This window comes from Caballeronia sp. LZ001 (assembly GCF_031450875.1).
Taxonomy (GTDB): domain Bacteria; phylum Pseudomonadota; class Gammaproteobacteria; order Burkholderiales; family Burkholderiaceae; genus Caballeronia.
Genome location: NZ_JARTVX010000004.1, coordinates 1279304 through 1305801 on the forward strand (window position 1 = coordinate 1279304; position 26498 = coordinate 1305801).

27 protein-coding genes and 1 pseudogene are annotated in these 26498 nt (G+C 60.0%); 17 read left to right on the forward strand and 11 right to left on the reverse strand.

Going from position 1 to position 26498, the window contains the following annotated elements; translation table 11 throughout:
• Positions 1 to 12: 12 nt before the first annotated feature.
• The 5 genes and pseudogenes from P9292_RS16585 to ehuB form a co-directional block, all read right to left on the reverse strand.
• Entirely contained in the window at positions 13 to 1569 is a 1557-nt protein-coding gene (locus P9292_RS16585; protein ID WP_309960105.1) for an FAD-dependent oxidoreductase, read from the reverse strand.
• Positions 1570 to 1638: 69 nt separating this feature from the next.
• Positions 1639 to 2463, reverse strand: coding sequence for an ectoine/hydroxyectoine ABC transporter ATP-binding protein EhuA (gene ehuA / locus P9292_RS16590; protein ID WP_309960107.1), 825 nt, complete (start codon positions 2461 to 2463; stop codon positions 1639 to 1641).
• 67 nt (positions 2464 to 2530) lie between these two features.
• On the reverse strand, positions 2531 to 3199 hold the full coding sequence (gene ehuD, locus P9292_RS16595) for an ectoine/hydroxyectoine ABC transporter permease subunit EhuD (RefSeq protein ID WP_309960110.1): 669 nt from the start codon (positions 3197 to 3199) through the stop codon (positions 2531 to 2533).
• Positions 3196 to 3880: pseudogene (ehuC, locus tag P9292_RS16600) on the reverse strand (ectoine/hydroxyectoine ABC transporter permease subunit EhuC). The gene ehuD and the pseudogene ehuC overlap by 4 nt, the downstream one beginning before the upstream one ends.
• Positions 3881 to 3937: 57 nt before the next feature.
• A complete protein-coding gene (gene ehuB / locus P9292_RS16605; protein ID WP_309960113.1) occupies positions 3938 to 4792 on the reverse strand; it encodes an ectoine/hydroxyectoine ABC transporter substrate-binding protein EhuB in 855 nt (284 codons plus the stop codon).
• A gap of 215 nt (positions 4793 to 5007) precedes the next feature.
• On the opposite strand from ehuB, the gene P9292_RS16610 reads away from it, so the two are divergent.
• The 9 genes from P9292_RS16610 to P9292_RS16650 all read left to right on the forward strand — a co-directional run bounded on the left by P9292_RS16610 (position 5008) and on the right by P9292_RS16650 (position 14667).
• A complete protein-coding gene (locus tag P9292_RS16610; RefSeq protein WP_250467292.1) occupies positions 5008 to 6432 on the forward strand; it encodes a PLP-dependent aminotransferase family protein in 1425 nt (474 codons plus the stop codon).
• 94 nt (positions 6433 to 6526) lie between these two features.
• Positions 6527 to 7495 carry a hydroxyectoine utilization dehydratase EutB gene (gene eutB / locus P9292_RS16615; RefSeq protein WP_309960116.1) on the forward strand — a complete coding sequence of 323 codons (969 nt, stop codon included), beginning with the start codon at positions 6527 to 6529 and terminating at the stop codon, positions 7493 to 7495.
• On the forward strand, positions 7495 to 8508 hold the full coding sequence (locus P9292_RS16620; protein ID WP_309960120.1) for a cyclodeaminase: 1014 nt from the start codon (positions 7495 to 7497) through the stop codon (positions 8506 to 8508). The genes eutB and P9292_RS16620 overlap by 1 nt, the downstream gene beginning before the upstream one ends.
• Before the next feature lie 11 nt (positions 8509 to 8519).
• Positions 8520 to 9737: an ectoine hydrolase DoeA gene (doeA, locus tag P9292_RS16625; RefSeq protein ID WP_309960122.1), complete on the forward strand. Its 1218-nt coding sequence runs from the start codon at positions 8520 to 8522 to the stop codon at positions 9735 to 9737.
• 4 nt (positions 9738 to 9741) lie between these two features.
• Positions 9742 to 10764 carry a N(2)-acetyl-L-2,4-diaminobutanoate deacetylase DoeB gene (gene doeB / locus P9292_RS16630; RefSeq protein WP_309960125.1) on the forward strand — a complete coding sequence of 341 codons (1023 nt, stop codon included), beginning with the start codon at positions 9742 to 9744 and terminating at the stop codon, positions 10762 to 10764.
• 1 nt (position 10765) lies between these two features.
• Positions 10766 to 11242: an Lrp/AsnC family transcriptional regulator gene (locus P9292_RS16635; RefSeq protein ID WP_250510141.1), complete on the forward strand. Its 477-nt coding sequence runs from the start codon at positions 10766 to 10768 to the stop codon at positions 11240 to 11242.
• Between the two features lie 130 nt (positions 11243 to 11372).
• A complete protein-coding gene (locus tag P9292_RS16640) occupies positions 11373 to 12851 on the forward strand; it encodes an NAD-dependent succinate-semialdehyde dehydrogenase (RefSeq protein ID WP_309960130.1) in 1479 nt (492 codons plus the stop codon).
• A gap of 45 nt (positions 12852 to 12896) precedes the next feature.
• Positions 12897 to 14306 carry an aspartate aminotransferase family protein gene (locus tag P9292_RS16645; RefSeq protein WP_250510139.1) on the forward strand — a complete coding sequence of 470 codons (1410 nt, stop codon included), beginning with the start codon at positions 12897 to 12899 and terminating at the stop codon, positions 14304 to 14306.
• A gap of 64 nt (positions 14307 to 14370) precedes the next feature.
• Complete coding sequence (locus P9292_RS16650) at positions 14371 to 14667, forward strand: hypothetical protein (RefSeq protein ID WP_250467282.1); 297 nt, start codon at positions 14371 to 14373, stop codon at positions 14665 to 14667.
• 63 nt (positions 14668 to 14730) lie between these two features.
• Here P9292_RS16650 and pqqA read toward each other — a convergent pair whose 3' ends face one another.
• On the reverse strand, positions 14731 to 14805 hold the full coding sequence (gene pqqA / locus P9292_RS16655; protein ID WP_008353049.1) for a pyrroloquinoline quinone precursor peptide PqqA: 75 nt from the start codon (positions 14803 to 14805) through the stop codon (positions 14731 to 14733).
• 502 nt (positions 14806 to 15307) lie between these two features.
• Here pqqA and P9292_RS16660 point away from each other — a divergent pair.
• The gene (locus P9292_RS16660; protein ID WP_250467280.1) at positions 15308 to 15544 is read left to right on the forward strand and encodes a hypothetical protein; all 237 of its coding nucleotides are present in this window, start codon (positions 15308 to 15310) and stop codon (positions 15542 to 15544) included.
• A 15-nt stretch (positions 15545 to 15559) separates the two neighbouring features.
• Here P9292_RS16660 and P9292_RS16665 read toward each other — a convergent pair whose 3' ends face one another.
• Together P9292_RS16665 and P9292_RS16670 are read right to left on the reverse strand one after the other, a co-directional pair.
• Positions 15560 to 18475, reverse strand: coding sequence for an EAL domain-containing protein (locus P9292_RS16665; protein WP_309960137.1), 2916 nt, complete (start codon positions 18473 to 18475; stop codon positions 15560 to 15562).
• A gap of 172 nt (positions 18476 to 18647) precedes the next feature.
• Positions 18648 to 19637, reverse strand: a complete 990-nt coding sequence (locus P9292_RS16670; protein WP_309960140.1) for a GlxA family transcriptional regulator — start codon at positions 19635 to 19637, stop codon at positions 18648 to 18650.
• 115 nt (positions 19638 to 19752) lie between these two features.
• On the opposite strand from P9292_RS16670, the gene P9292_RS16675 reads away from it, so the two are divergent.
• Positions 19753 to 20442, forward strand: coding sequence for a DJ-1/PfpI family protein (locus P9292_RS16675; RefSeq protein ID WP_309960141.1), 690 nt, complete (start codon positions 19753 to 19755; stop codon positions 20440 to 20442).
• A gap of 45 nt (positions 20443 to 20487) precedes the next feature.
• On the opposite strand, the gene P9292_RS16680 is transcribed toward P9292_RS16675, so the two are convergent.
• Both P9292_RS16680 and P9292_RS16685 read right to left on the reverse strand, forming a co-directional pair.
• Entirely contained in the window at positions 20488 to 20919 is a 432-nt protein-coding gene (locus P9292_RS16680; protein WP_309960145.1) for a GNAT family N-acetyltransferase, read from the reverse strand.
• The gene (locus P9292_RS16685; RefSeq protein WP_309960148.1) at positions 20919 to 21659 is read right to left on the reverse strand and encodes an ABC transporter substrate-binding protein; all 741 of its coding nucleotides are present in this window, start codon (positions 21657 to 21659) and stop codon (positions 20919 to 20921) included. Before P9292_RS16685 ends, P9292_RS16680 begins: the two co-directional genes overlap by 1 nt.
• Before the next feature lie 100 nt (positions 21660 to 21759).
• Here P9292_RS16685 and P9292_RS16690 point away from each other — a divergent pair, with 100 nt between their 5' ends.
• From P9292_RS16690 to P9292_RS16715, 6 genes are all read left to right on the forward strand, one after another.
• Positions 21760 to 22272, forward strand: coding sequence for a cupin domain-containing protein (locus P9292_RS16690; RefSeq protein ID WP_309960151.1), 513 nt, complete (start codon positions 21760 to 21762; stop codon positions 22270 to 22272).
• A 46-nt stretch (positions 22273 to 22318) separates the two neighbouring features.
• Positions 22319 to 22612 (forward strand): hypothetical protein, encoded by a 294-nt coding sequence (locus tag P9292_RS16695; RefSeq protein ID WP_309960153.1) that lies wholly within the window; start codon positions 22319 to 22321, stop codon positions 22610 to 22612.
• Between the two features lie 59 nt (positions 22613 to 22671).
• Positions 22672 to 23526 carry an oxidoreductase gene (locus P9292_RS16700; protein ID WP_309960156.1) on the forward strand — a complete coding sequence of 285 codons (855 nt, stop codon included), beginning with the start codon at positions 22672 to 22674 and terminating at the stop codon, positions 23524 to 23526.
• Between the two features lie 98 nt (positions 23527 to 23624).
• Positions 23625 to 23969, forward strand: a complete 345-nt coding sequence (locus P9292_RS16705; RefSeq protein ID WP_244829475.1) for a response regulator — start codon at positions 23625 to 23627, stop codon at positions 23967 to 23969.
• A gap of 174 nt (positions 23970 to 24143) precedes the next feature.
• Positions 24144 to 25784 (forward strand): FAD-dependent oxidoreductase, encoded by a 1641-nt coding sequence (locus P9292_RS16710; RefSeq protein ID WP_309960158.1) that lies wholly within the window; start codon positions 24144 to 24146, stop codon positions 25782 to 25784.
• A complete protein-coding gene (locus tag P9292_RS16715) occupies positions 25777 to 25992 on the forward strand; it encodes a DUF2783 domain-containing protein (RefSeq protein WP_370652196.1) in 216 nt (71 codons plus the stop codon). Before P9292_RS16710 ends, P9292_RS16715 begins: the two co-directional genes overlap by 8 nt.
• Here the strand turns inward: P9292_RS16715 and mobB are convergent.
• Positions 25989 to 26498, reverse strand: coding sequence for a molybdopterin-guanine dinucleotide biosynthesis protein B (gene mobB / locus P9292_RS16720; RefSeq protein ID WP_309960162.1), 510 nt, complete (start codon positions 26496 to 26498; stop codon positions 25989 to 25991). The two genes, P9292_RS16715 and mobB, sit on opposite strands and share 4 nt — an antisense overlap.

Genomic DNA, 26498 nt, shown 5'->3' on the forward strand with positions numbered 1-26498 from the left:
GCCATCGACCGTTTAGCTACTCGTAACGCGCCGTGCGGCTTCGAGCGTGATCGGCTCGCGCATGGCTTCGGCAAGCCGGCCTATGGCGGCTTCATGCCCGCATCCGACCACCGCGCGAACCTCGCCGTCTTTCAGCAGGTAAGCGATGAACTGCTGCTGATCGAGATCGCCATCTATTCCGACGCGCTCGGGTTCGCTGACGTGGCCGAGATACTCGAAGTTCTTGTCGTAATGAAAGGTCCAGAAAAAAGGCACGCCGGTGTATTCGCGTGCGATGCCCGCCATGTTGTACGCCGCCACGCGCGCATGTTGCTGGGCGACGCGCCAATGTTCGATGCGACCCATTGCACCGGCACGTGGCAACGGAAAGCGCGCGATGTCGCCCGCTGCGTAGAGACTCGGCGCGGCAAGCATCGACGCATCGACTTCCATGCCTTCGTCGTCGCCCATCGTGACGCCAGTGATGAAGTCCGTAGCCGGCGTCACGCCCGTTCCCGCAACCACGACATTGGCCTGTAGCCGTTCGCCGGATTCGAGCAGCACTTCGCGCACGGCGTCGTCGCCTTCGAACGCGCTGACATGCGTATCCATATGGAACGTCACCCCGTTTTGTTCATGCATGCGCTTGAACATCTCGCCGATGCGCGTACCGAACTGCTTTTCGAATGGCACCTTGCCGGGCGCGACGACAGTGACTTCAATTTTGCGCTTACGAAGACACGAAGCCACTTCCAGACCGATGAAACTCGCCCCGACGATCACGACGCGCACAAGTGATTGCACTGCATCGAGCGATGCAAGAATCTCGTTTGCATGTTCGCGATTGCGCAGCAGATGGATATGCTTCAGATTCGAGCCCGGCGCCTTGAGCGGCTTGGGCGTGCCGCCCGTGCAAACGAGCGCGGCGTCGTAATCGACTGTCCGACCGCTGGCGAATTCGGCTTGCTTGTTGCTCGCGTCGAGTCGCACGGCGCGTGTCAATTCGCGTTCGATCTTATGAGCGTCGAAGAAATCGTCGTCGAGAAGGGGTGGAACATCGTCGGGCGGCATGTCGCCTGACAGCACGAACTTGCTTAGCGAAGTGCGATCGTAAGGCTCGCGTGCATCGTCGCCAGCGAGCACGATACGCCCGCTGAAACCGGCTTCGCGCAGCGCCGCGCATGCCGCGGCGCCTGCGGCGCCCGCGCCGACGATGAGCATGGTTTTATCCGCGCCATGCTCGTCTTGCGTCTTCGGCGCTTCGGCACCGAGCGAGACAAATACATCGCCATTCGACACGGTGACCGGATAACGCGTCAGACCTTTGAGCGCCGGCGGCTCGACGAGACTGCCATCACTGATTTCAAACGTGCCCTTGTGCCACGGGCAAACGATGCGGCCGTTGGAGATCGCGCCTTCTTCGAGCGGCGCGCCTGCATGCGGACAGTCGGATGAAAAGGCGTGCACGGCCTGACCGTCGCGCACGAGAAGAATCGGTGTTTCGCTCGCATCGTGCTTGATGCACACACGCGTGCCGTGCCCGGTGGGCAAGTCGTCCACGCGAGCGGCCTTATGCTGGGAAGGGGGCATTGCACTCTCCGGTGTCTATCCCCGGAGCAGGAAGCAATTCCCGGACCGCTTGCCAGCTGAATGCTTGGATTAGAGCGCCTCCGTGACCGCGCGCAAAAACTGCTTGGTGCGTTCATGTTGCGGCGCGGTGAAGAACTGCTGCGGCGCGGCCTGCTCGATGATCTTTCCTTCTGAGAAGAAGCAGACGCGATCCGCGAAGTCTTTTGCAAAGCCCATCTGATGTGTGACCATCAACATGGTGAGGTTATGTTCGGAGCCTAAGCGCCGAATGACATTGAGGACCTCACCGCAGAGTTCGGGATCGAGCGCGGAGGTCACTTCGTCGAAGAGCATGATTTTAGGGCGCATGGCAAGCGCCCGCGCGATGGCTACGCGCTGCTGCTGTCCACCCGACAATTGCGAAGGATAGTGACTGCATTTTTCCGACAAACCGACCATGGATAGCAACTCGCGTCCACGTTCGATTGCTTCCTTCTTCGAAAGACCTAGCACGCTCGTAGGCGCTTCAATGACGTTCGTGAGCGCGGTCATGTGCGGGAACAGGTTGAAGCTCTGAAACACCATGCCGATCTTGCTGCGCACTTGCCGCACATGTCGTTGCGACGCGGGTACGAGCTTGCCGCCGCGCATCTCGTGCGTGAGAGACTCGCCATCGACTTCGATTACGCCGTCGGTCAAGGGATCGAGCGTCATCAACACGCGCAGCAGCGTGGATTTCCCCGAGCCGCTCGGCCCGATGATCGCGACCTTCTCGTTACGCGCGAGATCCAGATCGAGTCCATCGAGCACGGTAAGCGCGCCGTAGCGCTTCGTCACGTTGCGAAAGCGCACCATCGGCGTATTGGCTTGCGCGTCGGCGGCTTCGCCTAACGACGGGTCGAGGTCTCGTTTCATCTGTTGCTCCTTGATTTCCATTACCGTGCGCCATCCGCCGGGTTAGCCATCGTGTCTCCGCGCGAAATCATGGCAACCTGACCCGCCGTTCGAGGTGACGCACGCCCGAAGCGAAGGTCACGCTGATGATCAGAAAGAAGACGCCCGTCATGGTGATCGGTTCGAGATAGCGGAAGGTTTCCGAGCCGATGTTCTTCGCCTGCTGCATCAATTCGACCACGGTAATGGCTGACAACACGGGCGTGTCCTTGAACATGGCGACGAGGTAATTGCCGAGCGCGGGAATCACGGGACGAATGGCCTGTGGCAGAATCACGCCGCCATACGTGCGCCAGGGCGACAACGACAGCGCACAGGCCGCTTCCCATTGTCCACGCGCGACGCCGTTGAGTCCTGCGCGATAAACCTCCGACACGTAACACGCATAGTGCACGGCAATGCCGATCGTGCCCGCCATCAACGCCGACATGGTGAGTCCATAAAGCGGCGCGACGTAGAAGAGCACATACACCTGAATCAAAAGCGGCGTGCTGCGAATGAACTCGACGAAGAAAGCCGTCGCCTTCGAGACGAAAACGATCTCGCTGCGTCGCAGTATTGCGAGCACGAGGCCCAGCACCAGCGCGATGGCAAACCCCACTAGCGTGATGCCGATGGTGTATATCGCGGCGTGCAGCAGTTCCGGCAGGATATGCAGCGCGTATGTCACATCGAAGAGTTGACCGAATGTCGTCATGATGCGGCCCTCGGCGCGACGCGACGAACGGCGACGTGACTGCTTACGCGGCGCTCGAAGTGACGCATTACCGTGACGATGATCTGCGCCAGTACGAAGTAGATCAGCAGCGTCAGCCCGAAGATTTCCGCTGTCTTGAAGGTCGCTTCATCGAGTTGTCGCGCGCGGAACGTCAGGTCCGAAAGCGTGATCAGCGACACAAGGGACGTCCCTTTGAGTAATTCGATCATGAGGTTCGTGGCGGGCGGCAGTGCGTTGATCATGGCTTGAGGCAACACGACGCGGCGTAGCCTGACCCATGCCCGGCATGTTGAGTGCCAGTGCTGCTTCGTATTGTCCGCCTGCCACCGAGTGCAATGCGCCGCGCAGAATCTCGGAGCCATAAGCGCCGTAATGCAAACCCAAACCAACGATGGCCACGGTAAAGGGCGTCAACTGAATACTGAAGGGCGGCAAGGGCAGCACGAAGAACAGCCAAAACAATTGCACCAGCAAGGACGTGCCGCGAAAGATTTCGACATAGACATTTCCAAGCCAGCGCAGAGCACGATAAGGCGCTTCGCGCAGCGTCGTTGCGATGCCCGCCATGACGATCGCAAGCATGATGCTGAACACGGCGATCTGGATCGTGACGAGCGTGCCTTTCCACATCAGCGGCAGTAGCTCATTGAGGTCACTCATGACGGTTCCTCGCTAAATGAACGACGCGACGCGCGCCTGTACCGAATGTATCTCTGCTCAACCGCCGCAAAGTTCAGGCGCTTTCTTCGTCGTCAGATTCGTCTTGTCGAAGCCGAACGGTCCCACCGTTTTCAGATGATCGTCCGTGCCGAGCCAGGCATGGAGTTCCTTGTTGACCGCATCGCGCAGATCGGTATCTTCGGGGCGAAAGGCGAGTGCTCCATAGCCCGTATGTTTCGGGTCGTCGTTGAACTGGCTCGTTGCTTCGACTAGCGGGCCGCCCTTCGTCGCAAGACCCTTCATAGTGAGCGAGGTGCCAACGGCCGCATCGGCGCGGCGTGCGCGCACGGCCTGCAATTGCGCGGTGGTATCGGGCACCTGAAGAATCTGATCGTCCTTGATGCCCGCCTCGCGTGCATAACCGAGTTCCGCCGTGCCGGCCATTACTGCGAGTTTCGTGTCGCCTTGCTTGGCGATATCGGCGTAACTGTGAAGGTTTTTAGGGTTGCCCTTGAGCGTCAGCAACGTGTCGGGAATCTGATATTGCGGATCCGCGAAAGCAACCTGCTTGCAGCGCTCGGGCGTAATGTACATGCCCGCTGCAATCACATCGAAACGGCCTGCCTTGAGGCCCGGAATGAGCGCGCCCCATTCGGTCAGCACCGCATCGACTTTCTTGACGCCTAGTTTGGCGAATACCTTCTTGGCGATTTCCGGCGATTCGCCCGTCACGGTGCCGTCGGCCGTCGTATAGGCGAAGGGCGTTTCGTTCGCATAGCCGATGCGCACCTCGCCGGTGCGTTGAATTCGTTGCAAGGTGGTTTCCGCGGCAGCGCCCGCGCTGAAGGCACTCAAGCTCGCCGCGGCGACGCATGCGGCCACCAGCATTCCAGACAGTCGTTTGGTCTTCATAGCGTTTTCCGTTTATAGCGTTGGTAGCGTTCGTATGGTCGATTGCGCGCGTTCCTTGAAGGCTGCGGCTAGATCGGTCATGGAGAAAACCCTTATAGGAAGCGGTCTTCACAGGCTTTACCGCGCAGCCACCGATGCAGAATACAAAGCCATATATTTGTTCCGATTGCTCTAGGACAATTATTTTTCAAGGAGCTTTTGCGCCACTATTGCGCATGAGTCAAGCGCACGAGGAGTGGAAATTGAATCAGCGATGGCGCGAGGCCGTACGCACCGTGCAAGGCGTACAGTCGAAATACAAGCGGCTCGTCAAGGCGATGGCGCTGGATATCGAGAACGGCACATTGGCTTCAGGCGCACGCTTGCCGCCGCAACGCGAGGTCGCGGCGGATCTGGAAATCAGCGTGCAGACGGTCACCAATGCCTATAAAGAACTCGAGCGCCAGGGGCTGATTCGCTGTGAAGTCGGGCGCGGCAGCTTCGTCGCGGCGCGCGTCACGGAAACCATGTCCAACTACATGCTCGATACGGCCGAGCGCTCCGTGGTCGACTTTTCGATTGCGCGTATCGTCCATACGCCCGAACACGATGCAATGTGGCGCAAGGTCTGCGCGACGCTTGCAACCATCGAGGATCAGCCCTGGATACGCGCGTTTCGTCCGATTGCGGGTTTCGAGCATCATCGGCAAGCGGGTGTTGCTTGGCTCGAATCGCTCAACATGCCTGCGACCGCGGAGACGCTCCTTGTCACGAATGGTGCTGCGCACGGCATCTTTCTGGCGCTTGCTTCCATTGTCGGACCGGGCGATACCGTGCTCTGCGAGAGCCTCACCGATCACGGCGTCATAGGCTCCGCGAACGTGCTCGGCTTCACGCTCAAGGGACTGGAAATCGACGAACATGGCATACGTCCCGAACATTTCGAGGAAATGTGCGACAGCGAGCGCGTAAGCGCACTGGTCTGCACACCGACGCTCAATAATCCCACGGTCGCCATCTTGACCGACTCGCGCCGGCGCGCGATTGCGCGCATCGCAGAGCGATACGGCGTGTATGTCATCGAAGACGATGTCTACGGCGCGTTGCCCGCCAAGGCGCAGACGCCGATAGCAAGCCTGATCCCCGAACTGGCGTTCTATTGCACGAGCATGACGAAGTCAGTGTTAAGCGGCTTGCGCACGGGCTTCATGACCGTGCCACGGCGTCTTGCCTTGCGCGCGGAAAGCGTGTTGCGCGTATCGAGCTGGATGGCGACCTCGCCGATAGCCGAAGTCACCGCGCGCTGGATCATGGACGGCACGGCGCAACGTCTCGTGCAGATACAACGCGAGCGGCTTTCGATGCGTCAGAGTGTCGTGCGTGAAGTGCTCGGAGAATATGTGCTCGGCAGCCATCCGAACGCGCTCTCTGCGTGGCTGCGCGTGCCGGATGAATGGGAAGCGGAACGTATCACGCGCGAACTGCGCAACCGCAATATCGCGGTGACATCGCCCGATCCGTTTCTCGTGCGCGGCGCTGAGCGGCCCAATGCGGTGCGTCTGTGCGTGGGCGCCGAAGTGGGCGAGGCGAGCTTTCGCACGGCCATAGAGACCATTCGCGAAGTCTTCGAGCAATTTCCGCACGTGCACGACTTCAACTAATCTCGCATGCGCGGAAATGAACTAGGACAATTCAAAACGATTTTTTAGGACATTAGACTCGGTTGCATCGACACTTGCTCAATGCAATCGCGCCATGTCCGCACTCACGCTCGACGATGTTTATCGCGCACGCCAACGCATCGAAGGGCGTGTGCTCGTCACGCCGCTCGTGCAGTCGGCGACACTCTCGCGCGTTGTAGACGCACCTGTCTACCTCAAACTCGAAACGCTTCAGCCTACCGGCAGCTTCAAGTTGCGCGGCGCGACCAACGCATTGGCGCAACTCGCGGAAGCAGGGTGCACGCGTGTCGTGACGGCATCGACGGGTAATCATGGCCGTGCGGTCGCGCATGCGGCGCGCGCGCTGGGAATCGAGGCCGCAGTGTGCATGTCATCGCTTGTGCCAGCGAACAAGGTGGATGCGGTCGCGGCGCTCGGCGCGCGCGTCGTGATTGCAGGCAAGAGCCAGGACGATGCACAAGTCGAAGCGCAACGCCTGGTGCGCGAAGAAGGCTATGCGTTCGTACCGCCTTTCGACGATGCGCGCGTCATTGCAGGGCAGGGCACCATCGGTCTGGAGATTATCGAAGCGCTTCCCGATATATGCGCTATCGCCGTGCCCCTGTCGGGCGGCGGTCTTTTCAGCGGCGTGTCATTCGCGGCAAAAGGCATGAGGCCAGGCATCGAAATGATCGGCGTATCCATGCAACGCGGCGCCGCCATGCATGCGAGCCTCGAGGCGGGCAAACCCGTTCTCGTCGATGAACTCGAGACGCTGGCGGATTCGCTCGGCGGCGGCATTGGTCTCGACAACCAGCATACGTTCGCGATGACACGTGAACTGATCGATCGCATGGTGCTCCTCGATGAGCGTTCGATTGCTCGCGGCATTGCACATGCGTATAGCGAAGAGCGGCTCGTGGTGGAGGGCGCAGCGGCCGTCGGCATCGCAGCTGTGCTGGATGGTGCCATCAGGCCGCGAGAAGGTGGGCCAGTGGTTATCGTCGTGAGCGGTTGCAACATCGATATCGATACGCACCGCCGCCTGATTGGAGCGCTTTGATGACGTCTTCAATCGATCGTTCCACCATCTTGCTAGGCGAAGCGGAGCTGCGCGAACTCGTGCCGCTCGACCTCGATGCGATCGCACAGATTGAAGCTGCCTTCCGTTCGCTTGCGACAGAAGCGGTGGCGATGCCGCCGATTCTTCGCCTCGACATTCCCGAACACGCTGGCGAAGTCGACATAAAAACCGCTTATTTGCCGGGTCTTCTGAGTTTTGCGATCAAGGTCAGTCCTGGCTTCTTCAACAATCCCTCTCTGGGTTTGCCGAGCTTGAACGGTCTCATGCTCGTGCTTTCGGCGCGCACGGGACTGACGCAAGCCGTGCTGCTCGACAACGGCTATCTCACGGCGGTACGCACGGCGGCAGCGGGTGCTGTCGCCGCACGCTGGCTCGCAAGACATGACGCCAAACGTGTGGCGATCATCGGTGCGGGCGAACAGGCGCGCCTTCAACTCAAAGCGTTGCGACTGGTACGCGACATCGATCACGTGACCGTGTGGGCACGCGACGGCAAGCGCGCGTTGCACTACGCGCGCGATTGTGAAGCGGCGGGCCTTGAATGCGCTGTCGCCGATAGCGTGAGCCACGCGCTCAGGCATGCGGATATCGCCATCACCACGACACCCAGCCGCGAGCCCTTGATTCACGCCCGCGATCTTCATGCGGGCTTGCATATCACCGCGATGGGTTCGGATGCCGAGCACAAGAACGAGATTGCGCCAGACGTGTTCAAGGCGGCGCGCTACGTGTGCGACCGCTTGCAGCAAACGCGCGTGCTTGGCGAACTACATCACGCGATAAGCGCAGGGGTTATCGCCGCCGATGCATCGTTCGCCGAATTGGGACAGATCATCGCGCAGCAAGTGCAAGGCCGCATGAGCGATGACGACATCACCGTATGCGATCTCACCGGCACCGGCGCGCAGGACACGGCCATTGCAGCACTTGCGCTTGCAAGAGCACGCGCGACGCGTGCAGGAAGCATCTTTCACAACGACGTGACGCTTTGACAGAGGGGACGATGTCCGAAATCAAGCAAGAGAAGCGAGGCGAAGCGCCGGTCGTGCGCTTGCCGTTCGATCGCGGCGAGTACGACGCGCGCATGGCGAAGACGCGACGCGCAATGGAGAAAGCAGGTATCGACCTGATGATCGTGACGGACCCGACCAACATGGCATGGCTCACCGGTTACGACGGCTGGTCATTCTATGTGCATCAATGCGTGCTGCTTGCCATGGATGGCGAGCCGGTATGGTTCGGTCGCGGGCAAGACGCGAACGGCGCGAAGCGCACGGTGTTCATGGCGCACGAGAATATCGTCGGATATCCGGATCACTACGTGCAGTCTCAGGTTCGTCATCCGATGGACTTTCTCTCGATTGAAGTCATCGTCGCGCGCGGATGGGACAAGAAGCATATCGGTGTGGAGATGGACAATTACTACTTCAGTGCGAAGGCGTATGCGTCGCTCGTTCAGCACTTGCCCAACGCGAAGTTCAAGGACGCGACCGCGCTCGTCAACTGGCAGCGTGCGGTGAAATCGCCGCGCGAGATCGAATACATGCGTGTGGCGGCGCGCATTGTCGAGAAGATGCACGCGCGCATCCTCGACAAGGTCGAGCCTGGCATGAGGAAGTGCGACCTCGTCGCGCAAATCTATGACGCTGGCATCACGGGCGTCGAAGGCTATGGCGGCGACTATCCGGCTATCGTGCCGCTCTTGCCTACTGGCTCGGATGCAGCGGCGCCACATCTCACATGGGACGACTCCGCGTTCACTTCGAATGCCGGGACGTTTTTCGAAATCGCCGGATGTTTCAAGCGCTATCACTGTCCGCAATCGCGCACGGTTTATCTCGGCAAACCGCCGCAGCATTTCATCGATGCCGAGAAGGCGGTAGTCGAAGGCATTGAAGCAGGACTCGCCGCTGCGAAGCCGGGCAACAAGACCGAGGACATCGCCAATGCGTTCTTCGCGGTGCTGCGCAAGTCGGGTATCGAGAAGGATAGCCGCTGCGGTTATCCCATCGGTGCGAGTTATCCGCCCGACTGGGGCGAGCGCACCATGAGCTTGCGGCCGGGGGACAAGACGGTCCTCGAACCCGGCATGACGTTTCATTTCATGCCGGGACTATGGCTCGATGACTGGGGTCTCGAGATCACGGAAAGCATCCTGATTACCAATACCGGCGTCGAGACTTTCTGCAATACGCCTCGCAAATTGTTCGTGAAGGAGTAGTACGATGCGCGCGTCACCGATCAGTCCGACCGTCGACTTCGAAGCCGACGGCGAACAACACGGCTTCCTGAAGCTGCCGTATTCGCGCAACGATTCGGCGTGGGGTGCGGTAATGATTCCGGTCACGGTCATCAAGCGCGGCGACGGACCGACCGTGTTGCTCACGGGCGGCAATCACGGTGACGAGTATGAAGGGCCGATCGCGTTGTCAAAGCTCGCATCGACGTTGAAGGCCGGCGATATCAATGGCCGCGTGATCGTGGTGCCGTTCATGAATTACCCGGCGTTTCGCGCGGGTACGCGCACGTCGCCCATCGACGCGGGTAATCTCAATCGCAGCTTTCCGGGCCATCCCGATGGCACGGTGACGCAGAAGATAGCCGATTACTTTCAGCGTCATTTGCTGCCCTTGGCAGACTACGTTCTCGACATTCATGCAGGCGGGCGTACGCTCGATTTTCTTCCGTTCGCGGCGACTCACGTGTTGGCGGATGCACGGCAACAGGCTCGCTGCGAAGCCGCCATGCGCGCGTTCGGCGCACCTTATTCAATGCGCATGCTCGAACTCGATAGCGTCGGTTTATACGACAGCGCAGCCGAAGAGGCGGGCAAGGTGTTCGTCTCCACCGAACTCGGTGGCGGCGGTTCATCCACTGCTGCTAGCGTCGCCATCGCGGAACGCGGCGTGTATGGCTTCCTCGCCCATGCGGGCATCATCGACAAAGAAAGCGTGATTGGCGAAGCGCGCACGACCACGCTGCTCGATATGCCCGATGACGCGTGCTATACGACGAGCGAACATGCGGGCTTGCTGGAGATGTGCCGCGATCTTGGCGACATGGTGGCCGAGGGCGACGTGCTCGCGCGTGTTTATGACATCACGCGCTCTGGCGCGACGCCGGTCGAATATCGCGCAAAGCGTGCGGGACTGCTTGCGGCAAGGCACTTTCCTGGCCTCGTACAAACAGGGGACACGGTGGCTGTCGTGGCCGACATCATCGAACGCAACATACCGGTGACGATCTGACTTGACCAAACTCGACCGATACGATCTGGCTATCTTACGCATCCTCGCGGGCGACGGACGCATTACGAAGTCGCGTCTGGCGGAGAAGGTGAACCTGTCGATCTCACCTGCATGGGAGCGCGTGAAGCGGCTCGAAGAAAGTGGGATAGTCAAGGGATATCGGGCGAATATCGACTGGACGTCGGCGTTCAAGGGAAGCCGTATCGTCGTGGAGGTTACGCTCTCGCGGCATACCGCGTCAGACATGAGACGCTTCGAAGACCGCGTGCAACAAGCGTCCGAGATCGTGCAGTGCGTGGCGACAGGTGGTGGTGTCGATTACGTGCTGCATGTAGTCGCGCGGGACATAGACCACTACCAGCGCTTCATCGACTCGTTGCTGGTCGAGGAACTCAGCATCGAAAAGTACTTCACGTATATCGTGACCAAGGTCATCAAGGACGATTGCGGTGGTCCGCCCGAGTGGGCGCAAGTTTGAGTCGCGAACATCGAAACAGAAAAAACACCAGGCGTGGCAATCGATAACGAAAAATTCCGCGACTGCATGAGCTTAAAGTGACTCCATCGAATTAGACTCAAGAGCGAATCAACCGATAGGAGCGAACATCATGCTGTTAGGACATCCGGTTCTCTTCAAGTCGCTGTGCTATGTGGACGGCCGTTGGGTACATAGCAACAATGCCGCGTCGATCCCGGTGGTCAATCCCGCCGACCAGCACGTCATCGGGCATGTGCCGATGCTCGAACGCGAACAGATCGTCAGCGCCGTCGGAGCCGCCGACCGCGCGTTTCAAGCTTGGCGCTGGACACCCCAGCAAAAGCGCAGCGCGTTTCTCATGCGCTGGCATGAACTGATCTTGCGTCATCAGTCTGACCTTGCAGGCATTTTGTCGCTGGAGCAAGGCAAGCCGCTCGCCGAAGCGAAGGGCGAGATCGCATATGCCGCGAGCTTTATCGAATGGTTTGCCGACGAAGCAAAACGCCTTGCAGGACGCACCATTCCAACGCATATCGATGGCGCGCATCTCGGCACGGTCATGGAGCCAGTCGGCGTTGCGGCGCTCATCACGCCATGGAATTTTCCCGTGGCGATGATCACGCGCAAAGCCGCGGCCGCTATCGCGTCGGGCTGCACGGTTGTCATCAAGCCTGCGCACGAAACGCCTTTTTCAGCGATGGCGCTTGCACAACTCGCGGAGGAGGCGGGCTTTCCCGCAGGCGTATTCAACGTCGTGATCGGCGAGCCGCAGATGACCATGGAAGCGCTCGTGAGCGACACTCGCGTGCGTGCGGTGAGCTTCACCGGTTCGACGCGCGTTGGAGGTCTGGTGGCAAAGGCTGTGGCGCAGGCAGGCATCAAGAAGCTTGCGCTCGAGCTTGGCGGCAATGCGCCGTTCATTGTGACCGAGGACGCAGATCTCGAACATTCGGTGCGCGTTGCGATTGGGGCGAAGTTTCAGACATCGGGCCAGGATTGTTGCGCCGCGAATCGCATCTTCGTGGCGCGACCCTTGTACGAAGCGTTCGTGCAACGTTATACCGAAGCGGTCAAGGCACTGAAGGTAGGCAGCGCGTTCGAAGCGAATGTCGATGTCGGTCCGCTCATGCATCAGGCCGCTTTCGATGCGACCGTTGCGCGTATCGAAAACGCAAAGACGCAAGGCGCGCGCATCACTGTCGGCGGCAACGCGCATGAGCTCGGTGGATGGTTCTATGAGCCGACCGTTGTCGCGGATGCTAGAGCTGGCATGCGTATCTACGATGAAGAGAACTTCGCGCCCATCTCCGCGATCTCTCCGTTCGATACGCTCGACGAAGCCGTGACACGCGCCAACGATACGGAATACGGCCTTGCCGCCTATATCTGCGCCACGCGCATCGACACGATCTTTCAATTGGTGCGACGGCTCGACTTCGCAATGGTCTCGGTGAACGGCGTCAAGTTCACGGGCGCGCCCATTCCCTTTGGCGGCATGAAGGCATCGGGTCTCGGCCGCGAAGGTGGCGCGGAGGGCTTCGAACCCTTCGTCGAAACGAAATATTTTTGCTTAGGGAATCTGGGTCTGCCGCTTTCGAGCGCAGCCTGATTCAACCCACGTTAAGAACACGCATAGCGCTTCAAGGAGAAGCACATGAGCCAGCAACAGCAATCGATTGAACACTTGTTCGCGGAAGATCGCGCGCACTTCATGCATCCGTCCACGCACGCGCACGATCATGCAAGCGGCGCGTTGCCGGGCAAGATCGTGACGGGCGCCAAGGGCATTCGTATCGAAGATCATCAGGGCCGGACTTATATCGATGCATTCGCAGGACTGTATTGCGTGAACATCGGCTACGGTCGAACCGAAGTGGCCGAAGCCATTTATGAGCAGGCAAAGAAGCTCGCTTACTATCACACTTATGTCGGCCACTCGACCGATGCGATCATCGAGTTGTCGTCGCGCATCATCGCGTGGTCACCGGAAGGCATGAAGAAGGTGTACTACGGCATGTCCGGGTCCGATGCCAACGAAACGCAGGTCAAGATCGTCTGGTACTACAACAACGTACTGGGTCGCCCGAACAAGAAGAAGATCATCTCGCGCGAACGGGGCTATCATGGCTCGGGCATCGTCACGGGCAGCCTCACTGGCTTGCCGAGCTTTCATCAGCACTTCGACTTGCCGATCGATCGTGTGAAGCATACGGTTTGTCCGCATTGGTATCGAAAGGCACCGGCTGGTATGAGTGAAGCGCAGTTCACCGCATACTGCGTGGAAGAACTCGAGAAGCTGATCGCGAAGGAAGGCGCGGATACCATCGCTGCGTTCATCGCCGAACCGGTCATGGGCACGGGCGGCATCATCGCGCCGCCGGAAGGTTACTGGGATGCTATCCAGCAAGTGCTCAGCAAGCACGACATCCTCTTGATCTCCGATGAAGTCGTGTGCGGCTTCGGACGTCTCGGCTCGAAGATGGGCGCGCAGCATTACGGCATCAAGCCGGATCTCATCACCGTGGCTAAGGGCCTCACGAGCGCTTATGCGCCGCTGTCGGGCGTGATCGTGGGCGAACGTGTATGGGATGTGATCGACAAGGGCTCGCGAGAGCATGGTCCGATGGGACACGGCTGGACCTATTCGGGTCATCCCATTTGCGCGGCTGCTGCGCTGGCCAACCTCGACATTCTCGAACGTGAAAACCTCACGCAGAATGCGGCGGAAACGGGTGCTTATCTGCATGCGCAGCTTCACGCGGCATTCGATTCGCATCCGTTAGTGGGCGAAGTACGTGGCGCGGGTATGCTTGCCGCGCTCGAATTCATGGCCGATAAAGACGCGCGCAAACCTTTCGATGCGGCGCTCAAGGTCGGGCCGAAGGTATCGGCAGCGGCTCTGGAGCGCGGTGTGATTGCGCGAGCCATGCCGCACGGCGATATTCTCGGCTTTGCGCCACCGCTCGTCACGACGCGTGCCGAAGTGGATGAGATAGTCGGCATCGTCAAGCAGGCGGTCGACGCGGTGGCTAATGACGTGATCGGATCGACTGTCGCGAGCTGAGGTTCGAAGTGGAATGCGCGTTGCTCGTGTTGTTGGCACCGACAGCCTTTAACGGGAGCAAGCAATGACGATTAACGACAGCGAACAGAAGAGCACGGATAAGCCGCTTGGCGATGCTGGCAGCGGAGCAAGCGGTGGCGGTTCTATCGGCAATCTGCCGGGTCCCGGTTCAGCGACAGGAGGCGATCCAAAGCAAGGAGTGCGTCAGCCTAATGCGGGAGAGATCGAGCCTGAAAACAGGCGGCTTGACGAAGATCCGCATCAAACGGCGGAAGTGCCTTTGGGTTCAGGCAGCCGACCTGAACCGGCAGGAAAGGGTGGACTTGGCCCACAAAAAAGCGAAGGTGACGGTGCAACGTAGCACGAGCCGCTCAAGCCTTGAAAAGAAAGCGGCCGCTTTGTGCGGCCGTTTTCTGCTTGGCGATTAACGCGTGGCGATGTACATCGTAATTTCAAAGCCAAAGCGCATATCGGTAAAGCTAGGGGTTTCCCATTTCATAAAGCCTCCTTTTGCTAAAGCGGCCAAGCGGTTGCAAGACCGATGCGCGGTTCTAAGCTTGATTTAGCGCCGTGCGAATCCGCGCCCAAAATTCGACGCGCTTTAATCCTAACGCGTCTTAGGCGTCTGCATCATTGGAAATTGCCCGCAAGATCATTTAATTTATTTATAGCGGTCTTGGCCGGTTTCCTGAATTGTCAGAGGATGTACCTACTTTGTCAGGGTCCGTGGCGGGATTCTGTTCCAGCGCTTCGCCGGGACGAGGGATCACCCTGTCTGCTTCGGACGGCTCGATTTCGTTCAGACGATTGCCGCCGGGTGTACGCGGCTCTTCATGCAGGTCGTTATTTGCTCGCGCGGATGTCATTACGGTTTCCTTAAGTCGCCTTGTCATTCGATGAACCAGGCCGACGAACCAGCAACCGTTGTACCTAAGGTCAGCGTGCGCCAGGCGCACTTGATGCTAGCCGATTGATATGTCTATCCACTCGAAGGAGCGAGCATGTCAATCGAAGCGGACCGTATTTCCGATCTCGAAGTGAAAGTCGAAGACACGTTGTACATGTTCGACACGAAGGATCGCGCTGACGCGTTCCTGCAGTGCCTTGGCAACGACTCGTTGCAGACGTGCACCACTAATCATGCGCCTGTATCGATGCGCGCTGTGACGACCGACACCGGCGTGCCGGAAGGTGAACCGGGCAGCATCATCTCGCCCTCGCTTGGCGGCATGCCCTGATCCAATGCTCAAGAATCAAAGAATGGCGCTTGAAGTAGTGCGTGGCGCAAGCGCGCTGCGCGTCAGCGACTCTAGTGGCAAAGGCTTGTCGAAGAAGTAGCCTTGCGCCTGCGCTGCACCCATGTCGCGTAGTACTGCAAGCGTGGCCGCGTCCTCGACGCCTTCGGCCACAAGCGTGAGATCGAGCGACTCGGCCATTCGCACGATAGCTCGCACGATCGCGCGACTGCGAGGGCTTTCGGTCAGTTCGAGAATAAACGACTTGTCGATCTTGAGGCCGCTGAACTGATACTGATGCACATAGCTCAGGGACGAAAAGCCCGCGCCGAAGTCATCCAGTACGACGGACATGCCGTTATCCGCGAGTCTTTGCATGGTGCGGCGCGCAAGATCCGGCTCGGCTACGAGCGCGCCTTCCGTCAGTTCGAGACATACACGCGATGGCGACACGCGATAACGCCTGAGCAGCGCAAGGACATCGTCGGCGAACTCGGGGCGCGTCATGCTATAGCTCGAACAATTGACATGCACGGGCGGCCAGTGCGCAAAGCTGGCATTGGAAAGTATCGCGGCGACGCGTTCCAGCATGTATAAGTCGAGCCGACCGATGAGACGCAGCCCTTCCACTGCAGGCAGAAATTCGCCGGGCGCCACGATACGTCCATCGGGTTGGCGCCAGCGAATCAACGCTTCGAGCGCGACCACTTGGCCACTCCCTACATCGACGATAGGCTGAAAATACGGCAGCAACTCGTCGTCGCGCTTGATCGCGTTACGCAATGCGCCCTCGCGTTCGACCTGATCGGAGACCTGTCGGCGCAGCTCTTGATTGAACACGACGAAGCTGTCGCGACCCGCGTTCTTGACGCGATACATCGCGGTATCGGCATCGCGCAAAAGATCGGCGGGCTCGGTATGAAACTGCGTGTCCGCGCTCACGATGCCAATGCTGCACGAAGAAAACACCACATGTTCTTCGATATGAAACGGCAGATCGAAAGCCGCGAGGATGCGCTTGGCAATCGCCACCGCGTCGCGTACCGGCGCCTTGGGCGACAGCACTGCGAATTCGTCGCCGCCCAAGCGCGCGAGCAGATCAGAGGAGCGCAGACAATCGCGCAGACGCGCGGCGGCCTGCACCAGCAGCATGTCGCCGAAATGATGACCCAGGCTGTCGTTCACCACCTTGAAGCGATCGAGGTCGATGAACATCACCGAAAGCTCATCGCCGCGTGTCTGGTAGTCGTGCCATGCACCACGCAGCCGATGCATCAGATGACTGCGGTTGGGCAGGCCGGTCAATGCATCGTGCGAATTCTCGTACAGCAGACGCGCGTTGACATCGTCGAGTTCACGCGTACGGGCCTGCACACGGGCTTCGAGTTCGAGGTTGGCTGCATGCAATGCTTCGGCATCGCGACGGCGCGAGAGGGCGGTATCGATATGGCGCGATACGAAAGTCAGCAACTCCTGATCGCGCTGCGAATAGCGCACGAGCGGCGAGTAACTTTGCACCGCGAGCACGCCGCGCACGACGTCGCCATCGAACAGCGGAATGCCGAGCCACGAGCGCAGGCGCACGTCGTCGTGATCGGTTTCGAACGCCCCTTCCGCGATGAGACGCAGCGCTTCCTGATGATCGATGAGACGCGCGCGGCGTTCGCGAATCACATACTCGGTGAGCCCACGCTGGCCGCGACGCGGCTCGGGCCGCTCCTGCACGATCTCATCGACGTAATAGGGAAACGAGACTTCGCATGTTTCGGTTTCGAAGAGCGCCACATAAAAATTGCGCGCATAGAGCAGCTCGCCGACGATGCCATGCAGACTGCGAAAGAACTCCATCATGTCGCCGGGCCGGCTCGACAATTCCGCGATTTGATATAGCGCTGCTTGCAGATGTTCGGAACGCTCGCGCTCGGCAATGCCATGTCGCAAAGCAGCGTTGAGCTTCGACAATTCGGAGGTGCGGCGGGCGACCTGTTCTTCCAGATCCGCGCGATGCAGGATACGGTCGAGCGCCATCGCGACGTGACGCGCCACGACTAAAAACAGCGCGCGGTCCTCGGCGGTGTACATGCGCGAGACGTCATAGACCTGCATGGCCAGCATGCCGAAGACTTCGTCGGACGCATTCTTGAGCGGCGCGCCCATCCAGAACTCGGGGCGATCGCCGATGCAATAGAAACGCTCCGCGCGTTCGGCGGCGCAGATGTCGGCTGCGGTCACGAAGAGCGGCTGCTCGCTCGTGAGCACTTGCCCTGTCATCGAAAGACGCTTGGGATCGAGAATGTCGTAGTTCTCGGCGGCGACCACGTCCGTGTCGATCACATCGACGTAATACGGATAGGTGATCTTGCCGGTCTTGCGGTCGTAGAGCGCGAGGTAGAAGTTCTCGGCGTCGATGAGCGTGCCGAGACGCTCGTGCACGCAACGCAGAAAGTCCGCGCGCTCGGGCACCGAACTGGCGAGATACGCGATCTCATACAACACGCGTTGCGTGAGTTGCGCCCGCGCGAGGACATCGGCTTGCACGCGTTCACCAAGTGCGCGCGCGAGTTCAGCGAGATGTGCATTGTCGCTGTATGCCACCGGCGCGAGCAGCCAGCCGAGCACGCTTTCGCCGCGGCCGGTCGGCCAGGCATGCCAGCCGTGCGCGGCGCAGGCTTTCGCGAGGCGGTCCTCAGCGATGTCGCTTGGCCACGCTGGTATGCAAAATTCATTGCCCTGGCGTTCAAGATGCAATTGCTCGCCCGCGCGATACCAAGCCCATGTGTTGGGGCAAGCGGACGCGGCAGTGTCCCGCAGCAAGGCGTCGATGGACGGTGCGATGTTCGCCGGCGCGGCATCGTCCGCGCCAGCGTCGGTCACGTCTTCCTGTGCGGCCTGAGCCGCCTGCAGTGGCGCGTTATACGCGGAAAACACACTCATCGGCGCTCCAGGCCCTCAGGCCGCCTCGTCGGACGGTTGGTTAAGCAAAGCGGCTCGCGCACGGTTGCCCGAAGCGCCTCATGCAATCGCTCTTACTCTGGTATCGGCAGCGAGCATACAGCCTTGAGCATGGATGACAAAAAAAGCGGCAGGATTGGCTTTTGCATGCACTTTATGCCGATACCGCCGCGCGGGCGAAGCGCTCGCGGTAAGTCTGAGGCGCAACCCCGAGTGCGCGCACGAAGCCGCGTCGCATGGTTTCTTCCGAACCGAAGCCGCAGCGTGCCGCAATGCGCTTGACTGGCAGGTCCGTGTCGCCCAGCATACGGCGCGCGGCTTCCAGCCGCATTTGTTCGATGGCGCGAGCAGGCGTTGCGCCGGTCTGCGCCCGGTAATGACGCACGAAGCTGCGCTCGCTCATGCCGACGCGCGCCGCCAGCGTTCCGATGGATAGATTGCATGCAAGATTCTCCGCGATCCATGCATGCAATTCGCCGAAGCGTTCGCCCGAGTCCTTCTGCAGCGAAAGCGCGGCGCTGAACTGCGCCTGCCCGCCGGGGCGCTTCAGAAACACGACGAGATGACGCGCGACATCGAGCGCGAGCGCGCGTCCGAGATCATCTTCGACGAGCGCAAGCGCCAGGTCGATTCCCGCTGTCACGCCTGCGGAGGTCCAGAGATCGCCGTCGCGGATGAAGATGGGATCGGATTCGACCCGCACCGCCGGAAAGCGGCTCGCCAGTTCGGCGCAGCGCGTCCAGTGCGTGACGGCGCGGCGTTCGTCCAGCAGGCCGGTCGCCGCAAGCAGAAAGGCGCCGGTACACACCGATGCCGTGCGGCGTGCATGAGCGGACCGCGCGCGCACCCAGTCGACCAGCGTGCGGTCGCGCAGCGCTTCATGCACGCCCCAGCCGCCCGCGATGACGAGCGTGTCGCACGGCTCGCGCGCATCGGGCAGCGCTTCGCCGATCAGCCCAAGTCCCGCCGATGCTGTCACCGTGCCGCCCGGCGCGACGACTCTTGGGCGATAAGGGCGTGGCATGCCGGCCTCGCGCGCCAGTTCGTTCGCGGACGCGAACACCTGCAAGGGACCGGCGACATCGAGCAACTGGACGTCGGGAAAGGCGAGTATGTCGATGATGCGTGGCTTCGGCGATGACATGATAGCTAGGGCGCTTGGCGTAAAAAGTGGGGCGATCGACCATCTCGCCATAGCGTAGCGGCGTAGGATGCATTCGTCCACCTTCATTCTTCAACCTGCCACGAGAGAGAAAGCGATGACCCTTCAAATCGGCTTGCTGCTTTTCCCGCGCGTTCAACAACTCGACCTCACCGGTCCGTACGAGGTCTTTGCGCATCTGTCGGACGCTAAAGTGCATCTTGTATGCAAAACGCTTGCGCCTGTTCCTTCCAGTACAGGGATGCAACTCACACCCGACACATCGTTCGCGGAATGCCCAACGCTCGACGTGCTCTGTGTTCCCGGAGGCGAAGGCGTCGGCACTCTGATGGAAGACGAGGAAACGCTTGCGTTCATCCGCCAGCAAGCGAAGGGCGCTCGCTTCATCACTTCGGTATGCACCGGTTCACTCGTTCTCGGCGCGGCCGGTTTGCTGCGCGGCAAGCGTGCGACGACGCATTGGGCTTTTCACGAGCTGCTGGGCGAATTCGATGCGACGCCCGTGCACGCCCGCGTGGTGCGCGACGGCGCCTTGTTCACGGGCGGTGGAATCACGGCGGGCATCGACTTCGCGCTGACGCTCGCGGCTGAACTCGTCGGCGAGCACGAGGCGCAGGCCATTCAACTGCAAATGGAGTACGCGCCCGCGCCGCCGTTCGATGCCGGCGATCCGAATCACGCGCCTGCCGCCGTAGTGGCGGACGTGCGGGAGCGCTCGGCGGCTTCGCTCGCAAAGCGCAGGGAAATCACGAAGCGCGCGGTGCATCGGCTCGGATTGAATGCTTGATGCAAAATGCCGGCATGCCGCATTTTGAATGCCAAATGCCTGTATTCAGAACCGCTTTTGCAAGAAGTACCGCGCACGTCCTGCATGGAAATCCGCCAGTTCGCCGAAGACTTCGAAACCGTGGCGAGCATAGAGATCGCGGGCTGTCGGATTGAGCGTATCGAGCCACGCGGCGCGGCAGCCGCGCTTGCGTGCCTCGACTTCGGCGGCGTCGAGCGCGCGAGCGCCAAGTCCGCGACCGCGCGCATCTTCGCGAACCCAGAGCCATTTGACGAAAAGCCATTCCCACGCGGTGAAGCCCGCGAGGCCGCCTACAAAGTCGTCGCCTTGATAAAGCGAAACGGCCAAGTCGCGATGATCGCTTGGTCCGAGTTGACCGGTATTGAACGCGGCGAGACCGCCTGCCACATCGGCCTCGAACGATGCGTCGATCCAGTCGGTCACGGATACCGTCACTTGGATACGCTCGCCCTGCATCAAAGCTGCTCCGGCGGCGCAAGCGAGACGCCGGTAATGCCGTGTCGCGCGAACGCATCCCGAATAAAGCCCGACCGTTTGATGTCCTCGATGAAGTCGCGAAGATACTGCGTGGCCGCATCGCCGCGAGTCTTCGGCAAGCCCATTGCCTGCCTGATCACCATGAAGCGCCCGTCGAGCAACCGCACCCCGGGCGTGCGAGCGGCGTCGGCCTCGAGTTGCTGCTTCACGCCCGCGGCGACCTCGATCCCGTCGCGCAGAAAAGTGTCGACCACCGCCTCCGACAGTCCAGTGCGCACGAGTTGAGCATGCTGCAACTCGCGCGTCAGGAAGAGATCGTATGCGCTCCCTTTGCCCACCATGATGCGATTGCCCTCGCGATCCACATCCTCGATGCTTGAAAGCGGCGAGTCGTTGCGCACCAGATAACACCCTTCGATCAGCACATACGGTGCAGTGAACGCGATGCCCGCGCCACGCAGCGGATCGATCGCGAAGAAGCCGACATCGGCCTGTTCCGCCGTCACCGTCTCCACCGATTGCGCGGCGTTGGGAAAGGAATTGAATGCAATCTCGACGCCGAGCCGCGCGGCCAGTTCGCGGGCAATATCCACGGAGACGCCGCTGGGTTCGCTGCTCGCCGAATCGCGATGCACGAGCACGGGGTTTCCAAGGTTGAGCGCCGCGCGAAGCGTGCCGGTTGGAGCAAGAGCGTTTTTCGTGGTCGCGGCTAGCGTCATGGTCTTCCTTCGATGAGAGACGTTGGCATCTTGCGTTCTGCATGCAAACCGATCCGATGCAGAATACGCGATGCGCCAACCATCTGGCAAAGGAGAACGCATGCAGATACCCCGCATAGACAGTCGCGAGTTGATCGATCGCCTCAAGCTCGAACCGCATCCCGAGGGCGGCTACTTTCGTGAGACCTATCGCGCGAATTCAGGAGTCACGCGCAAGGGCGAGGACGATCTCCGTTCGGCATCGACAGCCATCTATTTCCTCCTTTGCGATGGCGCTTACTCCGCCTGGCACCGTATTCGGTCGGATGAAGTCTGGCATTTCTATGCGGGTGACTCGATCGATGTCCATGTGCTCCATTCGAACGGAGAACTGGCGACGCATCGACTCGGCAATGCGCTTGAAGATCCGCAGGCGGCGTTTCAGGCGGTCGTCAACGCGGGTGACTGGTTTGCCGCCGAATGCCATGAACCAGGCGGTGCCGCGCTCGTCGGCTGCACGGTGGCGCCAGGGTTCGAGTTCAGCGAATTCGAATTGGCCGCGCCCGGCGCGCTCGGGGCGCGTTATTCACGGCATCGCCAGTTGATCGAGCGGCTAGAGCCTAAGCGTCTGTGAGCCAAATGAAAGTCAGGCGCGCGGTTTGCTGTAAATCGGCTAAGAAATGAAAAGCAACTTAGCAAACGAGCAAACCGAAAGCGCCATGGACGATTCCCTTATCCGCCTGCGGGCGAAGATTGCAAGGCAAATCGCCGAGCGAGAAGCAACCCTACAACCGATGCGCGACTACGCAGTTCTTGGAGGCAACGCCACCCCCGAACGAACTTACTGCCCCGTTACCCTCGCGGCATTGGAGCAAGACCTTCGCGGCTGGAAGCGCATGGCCGCAAAATTGGAGACGACTGTTTTGTTCGAGCCGCGCGAACATCGCGCGTTACGCATGCCGCGTCTGCGTTAAGCAAGCGTCGGCCTTTGCGGTCAAAATGATTAGCGCAACGCTAACCACGGAGACCCGCAATGTCAGCATCGAAGCAAGACACGCCTGTCTGGTTCATCACCGGCTGTTCCACCGGCTTTGGCCGTGAACTCGCATCCGCTGTGCTTGCGCGCGGCTGGCGTGCTGTCGTCGCCGCTCGCGATCCCGCCCGCGTTGCCGACATCGTCGAGCCTGCAGGCGATAGAGCTATTGCGGTTCGGCTCGACGTCACGCGCCCGGACGACATCACCGCTTCGGTAAAAGCGGCGCACGATGCGTTCGGTCAGATCGACGTATTGATCAATAATGCCGGCTTCGGCTATTTGGCCGCAGTCGAGGAAGGCGAGGACGATGAAGTGCGCGCGATGTTCGAAACTAATTTCTTCGGCGCGGCTGCGATGATTCGCGCGGTATTGCCAGGCATGCGCGAGCGTCGCGCGGGGCACGTGGTCAACATCACATCCGTGGGCGGCCTAGTTGGTAATCCGGGCAGCGGGTATTACGCTGCGACCAAGTTTGCGCTCGAAGGCCTCGGCGAAGCGCTCGCGCGCGAGACCGAGGGCCTTGGCATCAAGGTCACGGCCGTCGAACCGGGACCTTTCCGCACGGATTGGGCGGGCCGCTCGCTTAAGCAGACCCAGCGTTCGATCGACGATTACGATTCCGTTGCCGGTCGCCGTCGCGCGGGGATTGCCGAGCTTAGCGGCAGACAAGCGGGTGATCCGGTGCGCGCGGTGCAGGTCATCATCGAAGCCGTGGAAGCTAAAAATCCGCCCGCGCATCTCGTGCTTGGCAATATTGGGCTCCAAGCCGTGCGGGCCAAGCTTGCAGCGCTTAACGCGGATATCGATACCTGGCAAGAACGCAGCGCCTGGAGCGACAACCCGCTCGATTGAAAGCATCAACCTCGAACCTCAGGCCCGCTTATTGCGCTATTTGTTATTGCGCTCGATCTTCGACGCTTGTGCTATTTACGCTTCGGGAAAAAACCATCATGCGCGTGCTTTTCGTTGAAGATGACGTTGGTCTTTGCGACGCTTTTAGCGCGCTTGCCCGCGCCTCCGGGCATATCGCAGATGTCGCATACGATGGACACCGGGCGCTTGAACTCGCGTCGGAAAATCGCTACGACACGATATTTATCGACATAGGCCTGCCGGATTTCGATGGTCGCGATCTTTGCAGACGGTTGCGCGCTGCCGGGCCGAGCCAGCTTGCTTGCGTCGTCGCGGTAACGGGTGACGACCGGCACCGTGACAGCGAACAGGAACAATTCGACGGCTATTACCTCAAGCCCTTCACTGAAGAAGGCTTTATGGCGGTCTTAGCGGCTTGCTAAAGAAAGCAATTAAGACGCAAAAAAACGTCCGTTCATTAGAACGGACGTTCTTTTTTGTGCTTAAGGAAATACAAGAAAACATAGCCGCACAGAAAAGTCCGTTTGTACAATGCCCTTAACGGAGATTTGAGGTCTGCCCAAAGAGGCAATAGCAGGAGACAACCCAAAAACGACATGGTCCGCTTTGCTTACAAGCGAGCACCGGAACACGACACCGCCGAGTCCCCGGTCTATCCGGTGATCGTGACCGGCGCGGGACCGGTCGGTCTTGCCACTGCAATCGATCTCGCGCAACACGGCGTTTATACCGTGCTCGTCGATAGCGACGACACCGTATCGGCCGGTTCGCGCGCCATCTGTTTTGCTAAGCGCACGCTTGAAATCTTCGAACGTCTCGGCTGCGTCGACGAGATGATCGAAAAAGGTGTGCGCTGGAATGTCGGGAAGGTGTTCCTGCATGACGATCTGATTTATGCATTCGACTTGCTGCCCGAAGCAGGCCATGCGCATCCCGCGTTCATCAATCTCCAGCAATATTACGTCGAGCGCTATCTCGTCGAACGCGCGGCACAACTCGATAACTTGCATATGTGCTGGAAGAGCCGTGTAGTCGGTGTAACGCAGCATCGGGATCATGTCGAACTGCAAGTGGATACGCCCGATGGACGATACGCCTTACGTACACGCTATGTCGTAGCGGCCGACGGCTCACGCAGCTTCATTCGTCAGGCTCTCGATCTCGATAGTCACGGCCGGGTATTCAAGGACCGCTTTCTCATTGCGGACGTCAAGATGAAAGCGCCGTTTCCGGCGGAACGCTGGTTCTGGTTCGATCCACCGTTTCATCGCAACCAGTCTGTGCTGCTGCATCGCCAGCCGGACAACGTATGGCGCATCGACTTTCAGCTCGGCTGGGAAGCTGACCCTGTCACGGAAAAAGCACCCGAACGTGTCATTCCGCGCGTCAAGGCATTGCTTGGCGAAGACGCGGAATTCGAACTCGAATGGGTGAGCATCTATACGTTTGCATGTCAGCGCATGGAGCATTTCAGGCACGGTCGAATTCTGTTCGCAGGCGATGCGGCGCACGGCGTCTCACCTTTCGGCGCGCGCGGCGCGAATAGCGGTGTGCAAGATGCAGACAATCTCGCATGGAAGCTCAGTCTCGTCGTTCATGGCGACGCTCCGCCCGCTTTACTCGACACGTATGCATCCGAACGGGAATACGCCGCGGATGAAAACATTCGTCATTCCACGCGATCGACCGATTTCATCACGCCGAAGAGTACGGCCTCGCGTCTCTTTCGGGACGCGGTGTTGAAGCTATCGAAGGACTGTGCTTTTGCGCGACGCCTCGTCAATAGCGGGCGACTCTCGGTGCCGACCGTGCTGCAAGACTCGCCGCTCAATACGCCCGATCAGCCCGATGACAGCTTCGCATGTTCGATGACGCCAGGGACGGCATGCGTGGATGCGCCCATACGCGTAAATGGCCGCGCTGCATGGCTCTTGCAACAAACGCATGGCAAAGGCTTCATAGGAATCTACTTCTGCGGCAGCGATGACGGGGAGGAAGTGCGCAGGGCTCTTTTACAGAGGCTAACGTCGTTTCGTCTATTGCTGGTTGCGCCGAAGGGCATGGCCGCGTCGTCCGAAGATATCGAAGACGTCGATGGCATCGTGGCGCATCGATTCGATGCTCGCCCCGGCACGTTCTACTTGTTGCGCCCCGACCAGCACGTATGCGCGCGCTGGCGTGCGTTCAACGCCGATGCGATATTTAACGCCGTACAACGCGCTACCTGCAATGGATAAAGCCAGCATGAAGCTCAAGCTCGAAGCCAATCTTGCCGATCCGGATGCGTTCTATGAACGGCTCATCGGCACACACGACGGACTAAGCGACGAAGAAAGCCGCATGCTCAACGCCAAGCTCGTGCTGCTTCTCGCGAATCATATTGGCGATGACGATGTAATCGGAGAAGCATTGGCCGTCGCACGCAACGGCGTCAAAGCAGATTAAACGGCAATGCGCAGTGTCTCGCAGATAAAGGCGCCAATGCGGTCGATATCGTCTAGCCGCAGCAGAGGCAGCGCGCTGTCGACTGCCGAGACATCGTCGGTTGCAATGGCAAGAATTGCGACGTCGGTCTTATAAAGCGGCTCCCGGCCAACCGATGGCCGAACCACCTCCAGTCGCGGAATGGCTTCGCGTGCAAATCCTTCGACAATCGTGAGGTCCGCATGTGTCAGCCGCGCAGCGAGTTCCGTAAGCGAAGGCTCGTTCCCCTCGCGCAACTCGCGCACGATTGCATAGCGGTAAGGCGATGCAATCACCACTTCGCCCGCGCCTGCACGCCTGAAGCGCGCACTGTCTTTGCCCGGAGGTTCGAGTTCGATTGAATGATGACTGTGCTTGATGACATTGACTACAAGACCGCGCTCCCGAAACCAGGGCAACAACGCCTCGATCAGCGTGGTCTTGCCCTGACCCGAGCGGCCCGAGATACCGAAGAGCGGCGCATTCAT